This window comes from Paractinoplanes atraurantiacus, from assembly GCF_900215205.1.
GTDB classification, from domain to species: Bacteria; Actinomycetota; Actinomycetes; order Mycobacteriales; family Micromonosporaceae; genus Actinoplanes; species Actinoplanes atraurantiacus.
The window spans coordinates 174,058-190,148 of record NZ_OBDY01000003.1 but is presented as its reverse complement, the minus strand read 5'-3'; the positions used below and the strand labels follow the sequence as shown (position 1 = coordinate 190,148).

The following is a 16,091-nucleotide window of genomic DNA, read 5'->3' as shown; positions in this document are numbered from 1 at the left end:
GCTTCACCCGAATAGCCCCAAAGAGCCCCTCAACCGGCCACCCGGCGTGCCGAATACAGATGGCGCCACCGAACGAAAAGGATGCCGCAGCAGATGTCCACGACCCAGCAGGTGCCCCAGCAGATGGCGCCCCTCGAGCCGGCCGCTCCCGCGCCGGGCGACCTGGCCGTGCTCAACCAGATGCTCGTCACCCTGGTCGAGTCGCGCGGCTCCGACCTGCACCTGACCGTCGGCACCCCGCCGATGATCCGGGTCAACGGCTCGCTGCGCCCGATCCAGGGCTACGGCAACCTGAACTCGGCCGACACCGCCCTGCTGGCCCGCGCCGCCATCACCGCCGAGCAGTGGGGAACGTTCCAGGACAAGCAGGAGCTGGACTTCGCGCACAGCATCGCCGGCGTCTCGCGGTTCCGCGGGAACCTCTACGTGCAGCGCAACTCGTGCGGCGCGGTCTTCCGGGCCATCCCGCACGAGATCAAGCCGCTGGACGAGCTCGGCATGCCCGACTCGGTGGCCCGCTTCGCCCAACTGCCCCGCGGCCTGGTGCTGGTCACCGGCCCGACCGGCTCCGGCAAGACCACCACCCTGGCCTCGGTGCTGGACCTGATCAACCGCAGCCGGGCGGCGCACATCATCACCATCGAGGACCCGATCGAGTTCCTCCACCCGCACAAGCGCAGCGTGGTCAACCAGCGCGAGGTCGGCTCGGACACCGAGGACTTCTCGAGCGCGCTCAAGCACGCCCTGCGACAGGATCCCGACGTCATCCTGGTCGGCGAACTCCGCGATCTGGAGACCACGGCGACCGCGCTGACCGCGGCCGAGACCGGCCACCTGGTGCTGGCCACCCTGCACACGCAGAGCGCCACCCAGACCATCGACCGTGTCATCGACATCTTCCCGCCGCACCAGCAGCTGCAGATCCGCGCTCAGCTGGCCGCCTCGCTGCAGGGTGTGGTCACCCAGGCGCTGGCGCCGCGGGCCGACAACAAGGGCCGCGTCGTGGTCGCCGAGATCCTGACCGCGACCCCGGCCATCCGCAGCCTCATCCGCGAGGGCAAGTCGCACCAGATTCCCTCGTTCATGCAGGCCGGCGCCGGTGACGGCATGCTCGCCTTCGACCAGCACCTGGCCGAGAAGGTGCGCGAGCAGACCGTGACCATGGCGACCGCTCTCGAGCTCTGCCACTCCCAGGAAGAGCTCAAACGGCTCGTGGGACGGATGTGATCACATGCCGGTCACCAAGATCTACCGGTACAGCAGCATCGACGCTGCCGGCCACCGGGGGAAGGGCACCGTCGAGGCGCCCAACGAGGCGGCCGCCGGCCACCTGCTCCGCCAGCGCGGCGAGACGCCGCTCGAGCTGAGCGAGGCGGGCAAGGGCCTCGACCGGGAACTCAAGATCCCGGGAGTTGGTGGCCGGGTCAAGCTCAAGGACCTGGCGCTGTTCGCCCGGCAGTTCGCCACGATGACCTCGTCCGGCATGTCGCTGCTGCGGTCGCTGGCGATCCTCGAGGAGCAGACCTCGGCGCCGGCGCTGAAGAAGTCGATCGGCGAGCTGCGGGCCGAGGTGTCGGCCGGCGCGTCCCTGTCGGGCGCGATGGCCAAGCACGACAAGGTCTTCCCGCGCCTCATGATCGCCATGGTCCGGGCCGGCGAGACCGGCGGCATGATCGACCAGGCGCTGGAGCAGATCGCGAACAGCCTGGAGAAGGACACCGCGCTCCGCGGCAAGATCAAGAGCGCGATGACCTATCCGGTCATCGTGCTGTCGTTCACCTTCATCATGATCGCCGCGGTCCTGATCTGGATCGTGCCGATCTTCGAGAACATGTTCGCCAGCCTCGGCGGCGAACTGCCGGCGCCTACCCAGTTCCTGGTCACGGCCAGCCACAACATGGTGTGGATCGGGCCGCTGGTGATCATCCTGGGCGTGGCCGGCACCGTCACCTACAAGCAGCAGATGCGCACGAACGCCGACTTCCGCTTCAAGGTCGACCAGCTGAAGGTGAAGACGCCGGTCTTCGGGCCGCTGCTGCGCAAGCTCGCGATGAGCCGCTTCTCCCGCAACCTGGGGCTGCTGCTCAACGTCGGCGTGCCCGTGATGCAGGCGCTGACCGTGGTCGGCGAGACCACCGGCAACGAGGTCATCAACGCCGCCATGAAGGACGTGCAGAACGCCGTTCGGGACGGCAACACCATGTCCTCGGCCCTGCGCACCCACCCGATCTTCCCGGCCATGGTCACCCAAATGATCGAGGTCGGCGAAGAAAGCGGTCAAATCAGTCAGATGCTCGACAAGGTTGCCGATTTCTATGACAGAGAGGTCGACAGCGCCGCCGAGTCACTGACGGCATCGATCGAACCCATCATGGTGCTGGTCATGGGCACCGTGGTCGGCTCGATGGTGATTTGTCTCTACCTCCCGATGTTCAGCATCGGTCAGCAGATCCAGACGAATTGACGGACACCCCGCCGTCGCTCCCTACCCCACATCGCCATGGAGGCACCCCCTATGCAGGACGTCATCAACCGGCTCCGCAACAAGAAGGCCGACGAGGGCTTCACCCTCATCGAGCTGCTGGTCGTCGTGGTCATCATCGGCATCCTGGTCGCGATCGCCGTGCCGGTGTACCTGAACTACCGCAAGGGCGCGGCGGACAAGGCGGCGCAGTCGGACGTCCGAGCAGCGGTGAGCCAGGTCGAGCAGTTCTACACCGACAACAACAACTCGTACCCGGCGACCGATTACCCGGGCAAGACCGCCAGCTTCACTGTCGCCAACACCGCCGCCGCAAGCGGAGGGACGGCCAGTGCGACGACCGGTACGCCCGGCTTGATCAACCTCTCCGACGGCACCACGCTGACCTACCTCGCGACCGGCACCGCCCCGAACAAGGGCGCCTCGTACAAGGTCTGCGCGACCAACAGCGGCGGCACCGGCAAGGTCTACGCCTACGACAGCTCGGTCGGCGGCTCGGTGAAGGCGCTGACCAGTTCAAGCGCCAGCGTCACCACCTGCGCCTGATCGCGGCACACCGGCTCACTGGAGGAGGGCGACGACGATGCTGCTCGTGCTCATCGTGGTGGCCCTCCTCGGCCTGGCCGTCGGCTCCTTCCTCAACGTGGTCATCTATCGGGTGCCACGCAACGAGTCGCTGATCCACCCCCGGTCGCACTGCCCGGCCTGCGGCACCGAGGTCCGCAACCGGCACAACATCCCGGTGCTCGGCTGGCTGATGCTGCGCGGGCGGTGCGCCGACTGCGAATCGCCCATCAGCCCCCGCTATCCCCTGGTCGAGACGCTGACCGCCGTTCTCTTCGTGGCCGTGGCGGCCAAGTTCGGGCTCACCTGGGAACTGCCGGCCTACCTCTACCTCGCGGCGATCGCGGTGGCTCTCGCCGCGATCGACCTCGACGTGATGCGCCTGCCCGACAAGATCGTGCTGCCGTCGTACGTGGTGGCCCTGGTCCTGATCGCGCCGGCCGTGATCGCGCACCACAGCTGGGCCCAGGCCGGCCGTGGCCTGATCGCGGCGGCCGTCCTCTACGCGGTCTACTTCGTCTTCGCCATGCTGCCCAGCGGCATGGGCGGCGGCGATGTGAAGCTGGCCCCGCTGCTCGGCTTCTACCTCGGCTGGCTGGGGTGGAGCTCGGTGCTGATCGGCGCGTTCGCCGCGTTCCTGCTCGGCGGCGTGGTCGGCGCCGCGCTCATGGCGATGCACCGGGCCGGCCGCAAGTCCCGGATCCCGTTCGGGCCGTACATGCTGGCCGGCGCCTTCCTCGCGGTCTTCGCGGGTGCGCCGATCGCCGACTGGTACTCCTCCCTCCTCGTACCCTCCGCCTGAAAGGACTCCGATGGCAGGCGCACCGCCGATCGGGCTGGACATCGGCTCGTCCTCCATCCGGGCCGTCGAGGTCCGGCGCGGCAAGGACGACTACTCGCTGACCAACTTCGGCCAGGTGCCGCTGCCGCCGGGCGCGGTCACCGGCGGCGTCGTGCAGGACCCGATGATGGTCACCTCGGCCGTCAAGCAGCTCTGGGCGGCCTGCAAGTTCGGCTCCAAGAACGTCAGCATCGCGGTGACCAGCCCGCAGCTCGTGGTCCGCGAGATGAGCCTGCAGAACCTGCCGCCCAAGGAGATGAAGCTGGCGCTGCCGTTCCAGGTGAAGGACGCGCTGCCGCTGGCCGTCGAGCGCTCGCTGCTCGACTTCTATCCGCTCGAGGCGCCGGGCGACAACCAGACCGTCCGCGGACTGCTGATCGCCATGCCCAAGGACGCGGTGCTGAGCTCGGTGTCCGCCGTCGAGAAGGCCGGCCTGCATGTGAAAGCGGTCGACCTCGCCTCGTTCGCGATGCTGCGCGCCGCCTCCCGCCTCGACACCCAAGTCGAGGCCATCGTCGACGTCGGCTACGACGTGACCAGCGTGATCGTGCACGCCGACGGCGAGCCGCTGATCGTGCGGACCGTGCCCCGCGGCGGCCAGGAGATCACCGACGCCATGGCGAGCCGGCTCGGCCTGCCGCCGGCCGAGGCCGAGATGCTCAAGTGCCGCTTCGGCCTGCACGGCGACGGCAACCCGGAGACGGTCGAGGCGGCGGTCGAGGCGGTCCGGCCGCTCGTCAACGAGCTGCGGAGCTCGTTCACCTATCTCGCCTCGGGCGAGCGGCAGAAGCAGGTCACCCGGCTCGCGCTCTGCGGCGGCAGCGCGCTCATGCCCGGCCTGGCCGAGCATCTGCAGGACCAGCTGCGCATCACCGTGATGTACGCGGACAGCGCCAGCCGCCTGCGGGACACGCGCAAGGGCCGCGAACGCGGCTTCGACAGTTTCGTGCCGTCGGCCGCCGTGTCGATCGGCCTGACCCTGGGAGCGGCAGCCTGATGGCGACATCGACGACGACCCTGATGCCGATCGACCCCGCGGTCTCGCCCGAGCAGGCCTCGCGCGTCCTGCCGATCCGCGCGAACCTGCTGCCGGGCGAGCTCACCGCCGGCCGCAACGCCCGCCGGACGAGATTCCTGCTGATCGGCGCCGTGGTCGTGGTGATCGGCGTGCTGGCGGGCTGGTACGCCTACGCCTACCAGCAGCACAGCGACGCGCAGACGAACCTCGACACCGCGAACGGCATGGTCGAGCAGGCAACGGACAGGAAGAGCGACTACTCCAAGGTCACCGGTCTCATGAACGACGAGACGCGGGTGCAGGCGGAGCTCAAGTCCCTGCTCGCGTCCGACACTCCCTGGTCGACCGACTTCGGCTACATCCGCACCGACGCGGCCGCGGCCGGCGTCACCCTGACCGAGCTCAGCGGCACGCTGACGGAGTCGTCGTCCGGTTCAGCGACCGCCACCTCGGTCGCGTCGATCACGGTGGGCGGAACCGGATCGGACAAGAAGAAGATCGCCTCGTTCATCGAGAAACTCGCCGCCCGGGAGGAGCTCACACGGCCGTACGCGTCGTCGGTGTCATACGAGGCGACCGCCGAGAACTACAGCTTCGCCCTGAAGGTCGATCTCACCGCCAAGGCCCTCTGCGGTCGCTTCACCACCACCTGCGGAACGGGGGACTGATGGACGCACGGCGTGCGAACCAGGTCTGGCTGGCCGGCGGTATCGCCGCCATCATCCTGCTGGTCCTGGGCACATGGTTCCTGCTGATCTCGCCGAAGCTCTCGGACACCGACGCGGTGCAGGCCGAGGCGGACGACGTCAACATCCAGCTGCTGCGCCTCAACAAGGAGGTGGCCAAGCTGGCCGCGGAGGACAAGAAACGGGCCACCCATCAGGCGTCGGTGGACGAGCTCGCCGCCAACCTGCCCGAGAGCTACGGCGAGCCCGACTTCCTGCGCATGCTCCAGACGACCGGCGCCGCCACGAACGTGACGATCAGCAACTTCACCGCGGGCGACCCGGCGGCGTCGGCGACCGTGCCGACGGCCGTCGAGGTGCCGATCACGCTCACCGCGACGGGCACCCAGTCCAACGTCGACAAGTTCCTGGTCAGCCTCCAGAGCGTGCAGGACCGAGCGGTCCTGGTGACGTCGGTCAGCCTCTCCAGCAGCACCGACGCCGACAACGCGGGCAGGTTGAACGCCGACCTCAACCTGACCGCCTTCTGCACGACCGCGAAGATCGATGACAGCGACGGCAAGCCGACCGGCAGCGATGCCTGCAAGGCCGGCAGCTGATCTTCACGGCGGGTACAACGGGTGAACTCGGTGGGTAGGCGGCACACCTGATTGTCACCGTGAGTACCCTGCCCGTATGTCTTACGCGGTCCCGCCGACCCGCACCGCCGCGGTCGTCCGCCAGCTGCGCAACGAGATAGTCACCGGTGAGCTGTCCCCGGGCACCCTGATCAAGGACGCTGAGCTGGCCCAGCGCCTCGGAGTGAGCATCACCCCGGTCCGCGAGGCGATCGCCCAGCTCTCGGTCGAGGGCCTGATCGACATCGCGCCCAACCGCACCCGCCACGTCACCCGTGTCACCCAGAAGAACGCATTAGAGCTGATCGACGTGATGAGTGTGCTCGCCTGCGCGGGCTTCGAGTGGGGCGTCGAGAACCTCACCGCCACCCATGTCGAGCTGATGCGCCAGCGGCAGAAGGAGTTCGTCCAGGCGCTGCGCGGCGGCAACGTGCTCGCGGCCAGCGCCGCCGGCGCCGACTTCAGCAGCATCGTGATCCTGGCCAGCGGCAACCGAGAGCTCCAGTCCATGGTGGATCTCGTCGTCGCCCGTACGATGCGCATTCTCGCGATGACCGCCGAGAGTGACATCTGGAGCACGTGGATCGAGGGCCACGACGACATCCTGCGGCTTCTCGACGCCGGCGACGCCCCGGGCGTCCTGACCCGGTACCGCGAGCTCTTCGCCGAATACCGGGCCCGGGTCGAGCGCGAGCTCTTCGACTAACCTCCGAAAACCTCGGCCGCCGTCGTCGTCCGTACGGCGAAATGGGTCATGCCCCACCGTCGCTCGATCTCGGCCAGCTTGGCCGAGATCTCGCTCTTGGTGCCGAAGAAGGCGTACGGCCCAGCAATCAGGTCTTTCTCTTTCTCCTCGATTTCCTTGGCGTACGCCGCGTAGCCCGCCCCGCCGTCGTCAGTGATCTCGAAGCGCTGGACGAGCGCCTCGGTCGGCGTGTCACCGCAGAGCTCCACCTGAGCGTCGATCTCGGCGGTGCTCCAGCGGGCTTCGTGGGTGTGGCCGTCGGCCAGCGTGCGGCCCAGCCCGGACAGGCCGATCCGGTCGGCGTTCTTCGCGGCCCAGCGCAGCAACCGGGTGTTGCCGCCGCCGATCAGCAGCGGCACCTTCCCCTGCACCGGCCGCGGCTTGTCCAGGCCGTCGCCGGCCAGCAGCCGCGTGGTCGCCTCGGCCACCGCGATGCAGTGATCGACCCGGCCCCGTACATCCGGCCTGGTCCTGCCGATCGCCTCCCACTCGGCCGGAGTGTGCCCGGCGCCGAGGCCGAGGAACGCGCGTCCGCCGGAGACCACGTCGAGGGTGGCCACGTCCGAGGCGAGCAGGATCGGCTCGCGGACACCGGCGTTGGAGACGTACGAGCCCAGCCGCAACCGTGAGGTGACGGCGGCGGCCGCGGCGAGGGCGACGAACGGCGACGCGCACGCGCCGGGATGGTCGGCCACGGTGAGTGCGTCGAAGCCGAGCCGCTCGGCCTCGTGGGCGAGATCGAGCCACGCGGCGGCGGTGGTGGGCTGTGCCTGCAGGGAGAAGGTCGCCATCGCTCCAACCTCCCCGCCGGCCACACCTCGCGTGAAGACTTTTTCGCGATCGGCGAAGGCGCTACCGGTCTGCAACCTGGTTCTCCCTGGAGGTCACCCCGACGCGGCCGATGGGGCGGGTGTCCGAGAAGAAAGGCCTCCCCCCGATGCCTCAGCGCCACAACCTCATCCTCATCGCCGAGGACGACAGCGACATCCGTGACCTGCTCACGGTGACGCTGGAGTCGGCCGGATTCCGCACCGTCGCCGCCAAGGACGGCAACACGGCGGCGCGGATCCTCAAGGTCGCCCGCCCGATCGGCCTCGTCACGGACGTCCGCATGCCCGCCCTCAACGGAATGGAGCTGACCCAGATAGCCCGGCTCGACCCCGCCAGCCGCGACACCGCGATCTTGATGATCTCGGGCAACACCCACGCACACGACATCGACGCCGGGCTCAGCGCCGGAGCCGACCGCTACCTGCCCAAGCCGCTCTCGCCCCAACGGGTCGTCGCCGAACTGCGCGACCTTCTTGAAGGGAAAGACCTATGACCGCGCTTCTCGATCGCCCCACGGATGCCGACGCGTTCACCCGGGCGATGACCTCCCGGCCGTTCACCATGCCGGTGGCGCCCAGCATCCTCATCGCCGACGACGATGACGAGGTGCGCGACGTGATCGAGTACCGCCTCCAGGTGGCCGGCTTCCGCACGCTCACCGCCGACAACGGCCGTTCCGCGCTGACCCTGGCCGTCGAGCGCCGCCCGCAGGTGATCATCCTCGACGTCACGATGCCCCAGCTCGACGGGCTCGCGGTCTGCACCGAGCTGCACAACTCGGCGGCCACGGCCGAGATCCCGGTCCTGATGATCAGCGGCCACGCCGAGCCGTCCCGGCTGCTGGCCGCGGGCGCCGACGACTTCCTGCCCAAGCCGTTCAGCTCCCGCGAGATGATGCGCCGCGTGAACTGGCTGCTCCTGTCGAGCTAAATTGTCGGCCGGGTCAAGTTGAGCTACGTTTCACTGGTGGAACCCGAGGTTGAGGTCATAGAAGAACCCGATGACGTTGCGGATCCGGCCATCCCGGCGGCCGGCCTGATCTTGTTGGAGTCGGCGGACGACGCCGGCGCGTGCTCCGTGGATGGATGGTGCGACTGATGACCAGCAGCGTGTTCGGCCGGGCGGCCGAGCCCATCGTGATCGACATCTGGAGCGACGTCGTCTGCCCGTTCTGCTACCTCGGCCACGCGGTGCTCGCCGAAGCCGTCGAGCAGCACCCGCACGGCTCGGCGGTGCAGATCCGCTACCACAGCTTCCAGCTGAACCCGGGCTTCGCGCCCGGCGAGGCCGTCCTGGCCGACGACTACCTGGCCACGAGCCACGGCATGCCGAAAGCCCAGATCGAGGCCTCGCACGCCCAGCTGGCCGCCCGCGGCGCCGACGCCGGCCTCGACTACCAGTTCGAAAAGGCGCAGATGGTCAACACCCTCGACGCCCACCGGATCATCCACCTGGCCAAGGCACACGGCCAGGAGACCGCCATGGTCGAGCGCCTGTTCCGGGCCGAGTTCACCGACGGCCTCAACCTGGCCGACCACGGCGTGCTGGCCGACCTCGCGGCGGAACTTGGCCTCGACCGCGCCGAGGCGGTCACGACCTTGGCGACCAAGGGCTACGAGAAGGACATCCGCGCCGACCTGGGCCGCGCCCGCGAGCTGGGCATCAGCGGCGTCCCGTTCTTCGTCTTCGACGACAAGCGCGCCGTCTCCGGCGCCCAGCCCGTCGAGCTGTTCCGCCGCGCCCTCGACCTGGCCTGGCAGGACCGGCAGACGCAGCCGGCATGACCCGCTCCGAGCCGCCGGCTCCGGCCGGCGGCACACTCCCCGGCCAGCCACGGCTGCGCGCCGACGCGAGACGCAACGTCGAGGGCATCCGCCAGGCCGCCCTCGACGTCTTCCGCGTCCACGGCCTGACCACCCCGCTCGACGAGGTGGCCAAGGCCGCCGGCGTGAGCAAGGGCACCATCTACCACCGCTTCGGCAGCCGCCGGGGCCTGATCGACGCCGTGGTCGACGACCTGGTGGCCGAGCGCATCGCCGACATCATCGAGGCCGTCTCGGCTCTGGCTGATCCGCTGGCCCGCTTCGAGGAATACCTGCTGCGCATGTGGCTCCTGCAATACGACGAGCCCGCCGCCAACGACGTGCTGGTCCGCGCCCTGCCCGACTCGGAACAGCTGACCACCTTGTGCGACCGGGCCAGCCGCTTCGGCCGCAACCTCCTGGAGGAGGCCCAGTCGGCCGGCGTCATCCGCCCCGACCTGACCCCCACCGACCTCACCTACTTGATCCTGGAACGAGGCGCCGCCCTGCGAGCCTGCGCCAAACAGACCCGCCCCGACTACGAACGCCGCCTGGACTTCCTCCTCCACGGCCTCCGGTCACACACGTGAACCCGGCGCAGGGGCCTCAAGATTTGGCACTTCGATCTCTCAAATTTTGGTAGTTGCGGTCCTCTGATTTTGGTAGTTTCCGGGTCCTGAGTTTTGATACTTCGCGACCTCGGGGGATAGCCGTGACGGAACCGCTCACCAGGATCGCGGAACGGCGCGTCGCTACGCTGCTCGACGACTTGCTCCAAGTGGAGCCGGTCATCGCTCTTCACGGCCCGCGCTCGGTCGGCAAATCCACGGTGCTGAGGGCGCTGGCCGGCGCGCGAGGAGTAGCCGTTCTGGATCTGGACGACATCGGCATCAGGGATGCCGTGGTGGCCAACCCGCAGACGGCTGTCGCCGGCCAGGGCTTGCTATGCGTGGACGAATATCAGCATGCCCCGCAGATTCTCGACGCGTTGAAGGCTCGGCTCAATCGCGAAGGCACCCTGCCGGGCACCGCCGTCCTCACCGGTTCGACTCGTCAGGACGCGTTGCCCCGTACCGCACAGGCGCTCACCGGCCGGCTGCACACCATGACCATCTGGCCACTGTCACAAGGCGAGATCAGCGGCGTCAACGAAGACTTCCTGCCGGCGCTTCGAACAGACCCCGCTGCGGCCGTAGCAGCCCGCCCGTCCTCGACGACCGCCCGGGCGGAGTACGTCAACCGACTCTGCGCCGGAGGATTCCCGCTGGCCCTTCGCCGTATCGGCGCCGCACGAGATCGGTGGTTCGACGACTACATCCGCCAGTCCCTGGAACGCGATGCCGTCGAGCTCGTCCGGATACGCCAGCGCACCATGCTGCGTGAGCTGCTGGGCCGGCTCGCCGGGCGAACCGGGCAGGTCCTGAATCTCACCAACGCATCTCAGGGCCTCACGGGTGAACGCAGGACCATCGAGGATTACGTCCGGCTCCTCGAAGATCTCTTCCTCGTCGACCGACTTCCGGCATGGGGCAAGACGCTACGCGCGCGGGCCGCCGCAGCGCCGAAGGTGCATGTCATCGATACCGGGGTGGCCGCTCGGCTCATGCGCATCACACCCGCCAAGCTCGCCACCCTCGACCCGACCGCCTTGGCGGAATTCGGGCACCTGCTCGAGACCTTCGTCGTCGGCGAACTTCGCAAGCAGGTCTCCTGGCTCGACGAGCAGGTCTCCACAGGGCATTGGCGCACCCACGACGGCGACGAGGTCGATTACGTCATCGAGTTCGGGGACGGACAGGTCCTGGCGTTCGAGGTCAAGGCGAACGAACGCGTCACAGGGCCCGACCTCAAAGGCCTCCGGACGCTGCGAGACGCACTCGGCGACAGGTTCATCGCCGGTGTGGCGCTCAGCACGGGTCTGCGCTCGTTCACCTACGAGGACCGCATCCACGTCATGCCCGTCGACCGGCTCTGGACGCCCATGGGTTGACGCAAGAAACGCCCGGACCGATGGTCCGGGCGTTTCGCAAGGGTGGAGCTGAGGGGACTCGAACCCCTGACCCCCACACTGCCAGTGTGGTGCGCTACCAGCTGCGCCACAGCCCCTTGCCTTTGTCCCCGGCTCACCCGGGCACGGAGGAAATACTACACACCCTCGGCGGGTGCCCGTCGGGACCCCCTCCCCCTCAGTTCATCGCGGGGTCGGGTGGGAAGTGGGCCACGGCCGCCAGGATGTCGCCCTGGCGGCGCAGGACCATCGCCCACAGGTCGTCCGGGCGGTTGATGAACGGGTCGCCCGGGAGGGCGTCGAGCAGGAACCACGAGCCTGAGGCGATCTCCTCCTCCAGCTGGCCCGCGGACCAGCCGGAGTAGCCGGCGAAGACGCGGACGCCGGCCACGCTGTCGCGCAGGCGCTCGGGGTCGGTGGAGAGGTCGACCGTGCCCAGGGCGCCGGACACCTGATGGAAGCCGGACACCCTCTTTTTCACCTCGGGGCGGGTGCGGGCCAGGCAGATCGCCGACTCGGGCTGCACAGGGCCGCCCTCGAACAGGACCGCCGGGTCGCCCGCCAGCTCGCCCCAGGTGCCCAGCACGTCGGAGACGGGCACCTCCGTCGCGCGGTTGAGGACCACGCCCAGGGCGCCGCCCGTCTCGTGGGCCACGAGCAGCACGACCGTACGGTCGAAATTAGGGTCTTTGAGAGTGGGTGTCGCCACGAGGAGCCGGCCGGTCATGGACTCCATCGACCGGCCTCCGATCCGCTGACCCTCGCTATACACGGGCAGTCCGCAGCGTCACGCACAACGCTTCCACCAACGCCATGAACGCACATTACTTCGGGGTGACCGTTCGTACTACCGATCACGCACCCCGCCCGCGTGACAACCGTCCGATCAGCCATCCGATGACGGCCGCCCCGACCGGCCCCGGCCGAACGGCCAGGGTGCCCCGAGCTCGCCGCGGCCGCACCACCTGAACGGCCCACCGCTCTTAATCCGAGCGCGAAGAGCTGCCGTTTCGTCGATCGCTTCCGGGGTCGCGACCGGAAACGATCGAGCCAGAACGAAGGAGGGCCCCGACGCTGGCACGCCGGAGCCCGGACCGCAGAGAGGACCTGCGACCCATGAGCACCGTAACCACCCGCAAGACCGTTGAGGACTACGCAGCCGAGCTGCGCCTAATCGCGGCCGGAGACGACTCGTACGAGGGCTTCCTGCACGTCGAGGTCTGCGCCATGGACAAGGTCCAGTTCGCCGCAGACCCGCAGGGCGACGCCGACTCCGACCGGCTCGCCGAGATCCGCAACATCATCGCCGCGCTCCGGCTGGTGCGCCGCGAGCGCAAGGCCCGCCGGGATGCGGCCAAGGCGGCTGCGGCGGTCGGCCGATGAGCGACAACCAGGACATGATCGACGAGTACCTGGAGCACCTGCGCCGGGCCGGCAAGCAGGACTCCACGCTCGACTCGCGTCGCGACCTGCTGACCCGACTCGACCGGGAGATGGAGTACGGCATCGGGCAGGTCACCGAGGACGAGCTGAAGGCGTGGCTCTACCGGGACGAGTGGTCGCAGAACACGAAGTTCGCCTACTACTCCGGGCTGAAGGACTTCTACGGCTGGGCGGCCGACCCGCGCGACCCGTGGATCACGGCGAACCCGATGGTCAACCTTGAGCCGGTGTCGGCGGTCAAGGGCGTGGCCCGGCCGTGCACGGACGAGCAGCTGCGGATCATCCTCACCCGGGCGCGGGAGCCGTACCGGACGTGGGCGACGATCGCCGCCTACCAGGGTCTGCGGTGCATCGAGATCAGCCGCCTCGACCGGGAGCACGTCACCGAGAAGCAGCTGTTCGTCGTCAAGGGCAAGGGCGGCAAGCCGCGGGTGCACGACACCGACGAGGCGGTGTGGGCGATCCTGAAGGATCGGCCGGCCGGGCCGATCGCCCGCCACCAGCAGCGCGGCGACAGGGTGTCCGCGCAGTACGTCAGCTCGATGGCGTCGACGTACTTCCGGCGCCAGCTCGGGGTGCCGGTGTCGATGCACCAGCTGCGGCACTGGCTCGGGGTGAACGCTCAGGCCCGGTACAAGGACATCGCGGTGACGAAGGCGATGCTGGGCCACTCGTCGCTGACCTCGACGCAGATCTACGTCGACGCCAGCGACGAGCAGCAGCGGGCGGCGCGGGCTACCTTGCCGCGGTTCGCCGAATGACGCGGGTCCGCTCGGTACGCGATTTCGGCTGACGCGCGGTCGCGCCGGCCGGGCGGTCGGGCTCGGGCACGGCGGCGGCAACCGCTGGCTCGGCATGGGAGACGTACTCAACGCGAGGAGTGCGGTTGGGGTCGAGGTGCTGGGGGTCGGCGACGACCAGGACCTCGGCCCGGCCGTCTGCGAGCATCTCCATGGCGGCTCGCCAGTCGTCGCGGACGACACCGATCATGTTGTATCCGCGGCTGAGGCAGTAGCGGATGCAGCGATCGGCGTCGGGTAGCAGGTGGCCTGACAGCACGAAGACGATCGCTTCTACGGGTTTCATGAGAGCCCTTCCCCTAGGCGCTGATGATCTGTGAAACAGGCTCACGATCCTGCTCCCATCGACCCTGGCACACCTCCCCGTAACGGCTTGATCACGCACGGGCGCCACGCTTGGGTAGGCGCATCCGGGTAGACCTAGGTCGGCCGATCGGTCAGACCGATCCCTAATACTTGAATCTTTCAATACCTTCTGGCATGGTGCGCGCGACTAGAGCGGCCTGACGCACTGCGGTATCCCGCACTGCGCAACTCCATAGCTTCGGGAGCCATGACCCGGATCCCCTTGATGGCCATCGGGGAGATCCGTGGCCGCCTGGGCGTCGGCGAGACCCGGGCACGCGTGATCGTCAAGCGGCCCGGCTTCCCCGAGCCGGTCTGGGAGCTGAGCACCGGACGCGTCTGGCTCGCGGATGAGGTCGAGGCGTGGATCGCCGCGAACCGGCCAGATGTCGCCGAGCCGGCCGAGGGCGACGCCGGCCAGTAGACGCAGGCGGGCCGCCCTGGGCGGGGATCACCCCAGAGCGGCCCGTTCCCCCGGCCCTCCCGGTGAAGTCAGTACGGCAGCGGCCTGATCGAGCGCGGGGCACGCCATTGCCTCGGCGGCGGCGTGGCCCGGATTCCGGCGGTCAGCCCGGCCTCGTCGGGCGCGTACACCTCGCGCTCCTCGTCGAGGTCCAGGCGCCGGACCGCCCAGAAGCACGCGGGCCGTTCGAAGTCGGGGCAGGTGTTCTCCCGCAGCCACATGACCCGCCAGTCGGGATGCTCGGCCTCCAGCCGCTCGCAGGCCCTGAGGGTGCCGTCCGGCCAGTGCCAGCGTTCGGCGAGTAGCGCTCGGTTGCGGCAGAACAGTTGGTAGCTGGGCCACCAGAGGCCGTTGCGTGAGACCAGGTCGTCGTTCATCGCGACCACGCCAGGAACCGCTCGTGGGCCTCGCCGAACGCGCCGGTCTGGTGCTCCAACAGGAACTCCTCCAGGTAGCCCCACAGGAACATGGCGAGCTGGATTGGGTCGGGCATCGCGAGGGGCACTTCGACCCGGGCCACCTCGCATGGCCATGGCTCGGTGCAGGCGATGCAGTTCCAGCCGGGCCGGTTCGGCAGGTGCCGGATGAGGTTCGGTTGCCGGTCGACGACGTCCATGCTGTGCCCCTTCCCACGACGGATGGGCGGAGGGGCGGGGGATCCAGGTCGTGCTGGGCCCGCCACCTCCTGAGTCGATGAGGCTACACCCAGCAACCACACCTGTGGACAGCATCAGTAAACGTCACATCTCAACCACAGCTGTCCATAGCGTGACGACATGGCCGTGCGGGGGAAGAAGCTCTACACGATCGGGGACATCGCCGAGATGCTCGGCGGGGTGACCCGGCAGTACGCCGACCGCATCGTCAACGACCGGCGGCGCGGCTTCCCCGAGCCGTTCGACGAGCTGCGCAGCGGCAAGGTCTGGCTCATCGAGGACGTCGACGCGTGGTTCGCCCGGCAGCCGAAGATCGCCGAGGACCCTGAGGGCGAGGCGTAGGCTGTCCACAGGCGGGCCGGCGGCGCCTTCCGGGGCTAGATCCCCGGTGAAGGGGTTTACAACTCCCAGCCGCAGACGCGAAAAGAGCCCCCTCCGACCCGAAGGTCAGAGGGGGCTCTCGCGTTATCCACAGGCCGGAGCGGGATGTCGGTGGGTCGGTCTACCGTGAGGGCATGCAGGCACTGGGCACCCGGCACGTTCCGCCGGACACCACGCTCGAAGAGCGCATGAAGGCTCGGCTGCACGACGAGCTCGACCGGGAGGCGGGCGCCGGCCGCGGCGTCGTCACCGATCGCGGGTTGGGTTTGTTCGACGAGACCGGCGCCGACGGCACGTGCATCCTGACCGTCGACGACGTGGTGCGGATCTGCGCTCAGGAGGCCCGTCGCTGGTTCTAGCGGTCCGCCCGCGCCTGCTCGCGGTGGGCGTGCATGGTGTCCCGGTCCCG

The 16,091-nt window shown here is 68.9% G+C and carries 23 protein-coding genes and 1 tRNA gene; 18 read left to right on the top strand and 6 right to left on the bottom strand.

Annotated features, from left to right (window positions below):
• Nucleotides 1-93 precede the first annotated feature (93 nt).
• The 8 genes from CRP55_RS10175 to CRP55_RS10140 all read left to right on the top strand — a co-directional run bounded on the left by CRP55_RS10175 (nt 94) and on the right by CRP55_RS10140 (nt 6,914).
• Nucleotides 94-1,227, top strand: coding sequence for a type IV pilus twitching motility protein PilT (locus CRP55_RS10175; protein WP_097319886.1), 1,134 nt, complete (start codon nt 94-96; stop codon nt 1,225-1,227).
• 4 nt (nt 1,228-1,231) lie between these two features.
• Entirely contained in the window at nt 1,232-2,464 is a 1,233-nt protein-coding gene (locus tag CRP55_RS10170; protein ID WP_097319438.1) for a type II secretion system F family protein, read from the top strand.
• A gap of 36 nt (nt 2,465-2,500) precedes the next feature.
• On the top strand, nt 2,501-3,028 hold the full coding sequence (locus CRP55_RS10165) for a type IV pilin protein (protein ID WP_342751535.1): 528 nt from the start codon (nt 2,501-2,503) through the stop codon (nt 3,026-3,028).
• Between the two features lie 37 nt (nt 3,029-3,065).
• Nucleotides 3,066-3,848, top strand: coding sequence for a prepilin peptidase (locus CRP55_RS10160; protein ID WP_097319436.1), 783 nt, complete (start codon nt 3,066-3,068; stop codon nt 3,846-3,848).
• 10 nt (nt 3,849-3,858) lie between these two features.
• The gene (pilM, locus tag CRP55_RS10155; protein WP_097319435.1) at nt 3,859-4,884 is read left to right on the top strand and encodes a type IV pilus assembly protein PilM; all 1,026 of its coding nucleotides are present in this window, start codon (nt 3,859-3,861) and stop codon (nt 4,882-4,884) included.
• The gene (locus tag CRP55_RS10150; RefSeq protein WP_097319434.1) at nt 4,884-5,573 is read left to right on the top strand and encodes a hypothetical protein; all 690 of its coding nucleotides are present in this window, start codon (nt 4,884-4,886) and stop codon (nt 5,571-5,573) included. The genes pilM and CRP55_RS10150 overlap by 1 nt, the downstream gene beginning before the upstream one ends.
• A complete protein-coding gene (locus CRP55_RS10145; RefSeq protein WP_097319433.1) occupies nt 5,573-6,190 on the top strand; it encodes a type 4a pilus biogenesis protein PilO in 618 nt (205 codons plus the stop codon). Before CRP55_RS10150 ends, CRP55_RS10145 begins: the two co-directional genes overlap by 1 nt.
• A 76-nt stretch (nt 6,191-6,266) precedes the next feature.
• Nucleotides 6,267-6,914, top strand: a complete 648-nt coding sequence (locus CRP55_RS10140) for a GntR family transcriptional regulator (protein ID WP_097319432.1) — start codon at nt 6,267-6,269, stop codon at nt 6,912-6,914.
• On the opposite strand, the gene CRP55_RS10135 is transcribed toward CRP55_RS10140, so the two are convergent.
• Nucleotides 6,911-7,744 carry an LLM class flavin-dependent oxidoreductase gene (locus CRP55_RS10135; protein ID WP_097319431.1) on the bottom strand — a complete coding sequence of 278 codons (834 nt, stop codon included), beginning with the start codon at nt 7,742-7,744 and terminating at the stop codon, nt 6,911-6,913. The genes CRP55_RS10140 and CRP55_RS10135 overlap by 4 nt on opposite strands.
• Before the next feature lie 146 nt (nt 7,745-7,890).
• Between CRP55_RS10135 and CRP55_RS10130 the strand changes: the two genes are divergently transcribed.
• The 5 genes from CRP55_RS10130 (at nt 7,891) to CRP55_RS10110 (ending at nt 11,576) form a co-directional block, all read left to right on the top strand.
• Entirely contained in the window at nt 7,891-8,277 is a 387-nt protein-coding gene (locus CRP55_RS10130) for a response regulator (RefSeq protein WP_097319430.1), read from the top strand.
• Nucleotides 8,274-8,714 carry a response regulator gene (locus CRP55_RS10125; RefSeq protein WP_097319429.1) on the top strand — a complete coding sequence of 147 codons (441 nt, stop codon included), beginning with the start codon at nt 8,274-8,276 and terminating at the stop codon, nt 8,712-8,714. The genes CRP55_RS10130 and CRP55_RS10125 overlap by 4 nt, the downstream gene beginning before the upstream one ends.
• A gap of 167 nt (nt 8,715-8,881) precedes the next feature.
• Nucleotides 8,882-9,568, top strand: coding sequence for a DsbA family oxidoreductase (locus CRP55_RS10120; RefSeq protein ID WP_218854281.1), 687 nt, complete (start codon nt 8,882-8,884; stop codon nt 9,566-9,568).
• A complete protein-coding gene (locus tag CRP55_RS10115) occupies nt 9,565-10,176 on the top strand; it encodes a TetR/AcrR family transcriptional regulator (protein ID WP_097319427.1) in 612 nt (203 codons plus the stop codon). The genes CRP55_RS10120 and CRP55_RS10115 overlap by 4 nt, the downstream gene beginning before the upstream one ends.
• A gap of 122 nt (nt 10,177-10,298) precedes the next feature.
• Nucleotides 10,299-11,576, top strand: coding sequence for an ATP-binding protein (locus CRP55_RS10110; RefSeq protein ID WP_218854278.1), 1,278 nt, complete (start codon nt 10,299-10,301; stop codon nt 11,574-11,576).
• Nucleotides 11,577-11,619: 43 nt separating this feature from the next.
• Here the strand turns inward: CRP55_RS10110 and CRP55_RS10105 are convergent.
• Nucleotides 11,620-11,692 (bottom strand) — tRNA-Ala (locus CRP55_RS10105).
• An 80-nt stretch (nt 11,693-11,772) separates the two neighbouring features.
• Entirely contained in the window at nt 11,773-12,330 is a 558-nt protein-coding gene (locus CRP55_RS10100) for a YqgE/AlgH family protein (RefSeq protein ID WP_097319426.1), read from the bottom strand.
• A gap of 380 nt (nt 12,331-12,710) precedes the next feature.
• On the opposite strand from CRP55_RS10100, the gene CRP55_RS10095 reads away from it, so the two are divergent.
• Together CRP55_RS10095 and CRP55_RS10090 are read left to right on the top strand one after the other, a co-directional pair.
• Nucleotides 12,711-12,977 carry a hypothetical protein gene (locus CRP55_RS10095; protein ID WP_097319425.1) on the top strand — a complete coding sequence of 89 codons (267 nt, stop codon included), beginning with the start codon at nt 12,711-12,713 and terminating at the stop codon, nt 12,975-12,977.
• The gene (locus CRP55_RS10090) at nt 12,974-13,798 is read left to right on the top strand and encodes a tyrosine-type recombinase/integrase (protein ID WP_097319424.1); all 825 of its coding nucleotides are present in this window, start codon (nt 12,974-12,976) and stop codon (nt 13,796-13,798) included. The genes CRP55_RS10095 and CRP55_RS10090 overlap by 4 nt, the downstream gene beginning before the upstream one ends.
• On the opposite strand, the gene CRP55_RS10085 is transcribed toward CRP55_RS10090, so the two are convergent.
• Entirely contained in the window at nt 13,773-14,123 is a 351-nt protein-coding gene (locus CRP55_RS10085) for a hypothetical protein (protein WP_097319423.1), read from the bottom strand. The genes CRP55_RS10090 and CRP55_RS10085 overlap by 26 nt on opposite strands.
• A gap of 267 nt (nt 14,124-14,390) precedes the next feature.
• Here CRP55_RS10085 and CRP55_RS10080 point away from each other — a divergent pair, with 267 nt between their 5' ends.
• Nucleotides 14,391-14,606, top strand: a complete 216-nt coding sequence (locus CRP55_RS10080) for a DNA-binding protein (RefSeq protein WP_097319422.1) — start codon at nt 14,391-14,393, stop codon at nt 14,604-14,606.
• 68 nt (nt 14,607-14,674) lie between these two features.
• Here CRP55_RS10080 and CRP55_RS10075 read toward each other — a convergent pair whose 3' ends face one another.
• A complete protein-coding gene (locus tag CRP55_RS10075; protein WP_143234523.1) occupies nt 14,675-15,022 on the bottom strand; it encodes a hypothetical protein in 348 nt (115 codons plus the stop codon).
• Complete coding sequence (locus tag CRP55_RS10070) at nt 15,019-15,261, bottom strand: hypothetical protein (protein ID WP_097319420.1); 243 nt, start codon at nt 15,259-15,261, stop codon at nt 15,019-15,021. The genes CRP55_RS10075 and CRP55_RS10070 overlap by 4 nt, the downstream gene beginning before the upstream one ends.
• A gap of 160 nt (nt 15,262-15,421) precedes the next feature.
• Here CRP55_RS10070 and CRP55_RS10065 point away from each other — a divergent pair, with 160 nt between their 5' ends.
• Entirely contained in the window at nt 15,422-15,643 is a 222-nt protein-coding gene (locus CRP55_RS10065) for a DNA-binding protein (RefSeq protein ID WP_097319419.1), read from the top strand.
• A 173-nt stretch (nt 15,644-15,816) separates the two neighbouring features.
• Nucleotides 15,817-16,041: a hypothetical protein gene (locus tag CRP55_RS10060; protein ID WP_097319418.1), complete on the top strand. Its 225-nt coding sequence runs from the start codon at nt 15,817-15,819 to the stop codon at nt 16,039-16,041.
• Nucleotides 16,042-16,091: the final 50 nt, after the last annotated feature.

Bases quoted from the DNA above. Each gene is read 5' to 3' on its own strand.
- CRP55_RS10175 (WP_097319886.1), top strand. From the start codon at position 94: ATGTCCACGACCCAGCAGGTGCCCCAGCAGATGGCGCCCCTCGAGCCG.
- CRP55_RS10170 (WP_097319438.1), top strand. From the start codon at position 1,232: ATGCCGGTCACCAAGATCTACCGGTACAGCAGCATCGACGCTGCCGGC.
- CRP55_RS10165 (WP_342751535.1), top strand. From the start codon at position 2,501: ATGGAGGCACCCCCTATGCAGGACGTCATCAACCGGCTCCGCAACAAG.
- CRP55_RS10160 (WP_097319436.1), top strand. From the start codon at position 3,066: ATGCTGCTCGTGCTCATCGTGGTGGCCCTCCTCGGCCTGGCCGTCGGC.
- pilM (WP_097319435.1), top strand. From the start codon at position 3,859: ATGGCAGGCGCACCGCCGATCGGGCTGGACATCGGCTCGTCCTCCATC.
- CRP55_RS10150 (WP_097319434.1), top strand. From the start codon at position 4,884: ATGGCGACATCGACGACGACCCTGATGCCGATCGACCCCGCGGTCTCG.
- CRP55_RS10145 (WP_097319433.1), top strand. From the start codon at position 5,573: ATGGACGCACGGCGTGCGAACCAGGTCTGGCTGGCCGGCGGTATCGCC.
- CRP55_RS10140 (WP_097319432.1), top strand. From the start codon at position 6,267: ATGTCTTACGCGGTCCCGCCGACCCGCACCGCCGCGGTCGTCCGCCAG.
- CRP55_RS10135 (WP_097319431.1), bottom strand. From the start codon at position 7,744: ATGGCGACCTTCTCCCTGCAGGCACAGCCCACCACCGCCGCCGCGTGG.
- CRP55_RS10130 (WP_097319430.1), top strand. From the start codon at position 7,891: ATGCCTCAGCGCCACAACCTCATCCTCATCGCCGAGGACGACAGCGAC.
- CRP55_RS10125 (WP_097319429.1), top strand. From the start codon at position 8,274: ATGACCGCGCTTCTCGATCGCCCCACGGATGCCGACGCGTTCACCCGG.
- CRP55_RS10120 (WP_218854281.1), top strand. From the start codon at position 8,882: ATGACCAGCAGCGTGTTCGGCCGGGCGGCCGAGCCCATCGTGATCGAC.
- CRP55_RS10115 (WP_097319427.1), top strand. From the start codon at position 9,565: ATGACCCGCTCCGAGCCGCCGGCTCCGGCCGGCGGCACACTCCCCGGC.
- CRP55_RS10100 (WP_097319426.1), bottom strand. From the start codon at position 12,330: ATGGAGTCCATGACCGGCCGGCTCCTCGTGGCGACACCCACTCTCAAA.
- CRP55_RS10095 (WP_097319425.1), top strand. From the start codon at position 12,711: ATGAGCACCGTAACCACCCGCAAGACCGTTGAGGACTACGCAGCCGAG.
- CRP55_RS10090 (WP_097319424.1), top strand. From the start codon at position 12,974: ATGAGCGACAACCAGGACATGATCGACGAGTACCTGGAGCACCTGCGC.
- CRP55_RS10085 (WP_097319423.1), bottom strand. From the start codon at position 14,123: ATGAAACCCGTAGAAGCGATCGTCTTCGTGCTGTCAGGCCACCTGCTA.
- CRP55_RS10080 (WP_097319422.1), top strand. From the start codon at position 14,391: ATGACCCGGATCCCCTTGATGGCCATCGGGGAGATCCGTGGCCGCCTG.
- CRP55_RS10075 (WP_143234523.1), bottom strand. From the start codon at position 15,022: ATGAACGACGACCTGGTCTCACGCAACGGCCTCTGGTGGCCCAGCTAC.
- CRP55_RS10070 (WP_097319420.1), bottom strand. From the start codon at position 15,261: ATGGACGTCGTCGACCGGCAACCGAACCTCATCCGGCACCTGCCGAAC.
- CRP55_RS10065 (WP_097319419.1), top strand. From the start codon at position 15,422: ATGGCCGTGCGGGGGAAGAAGCTCTACACGATCGGGGACATCGCCGAG.
- CRP55_RS10060 (WP_097319418.1), top strand. From the start codon at position 15,817: ATGCAGGCACTGGGCACCCGGCACGTTCCGCCGGACACCACGCTCGAA.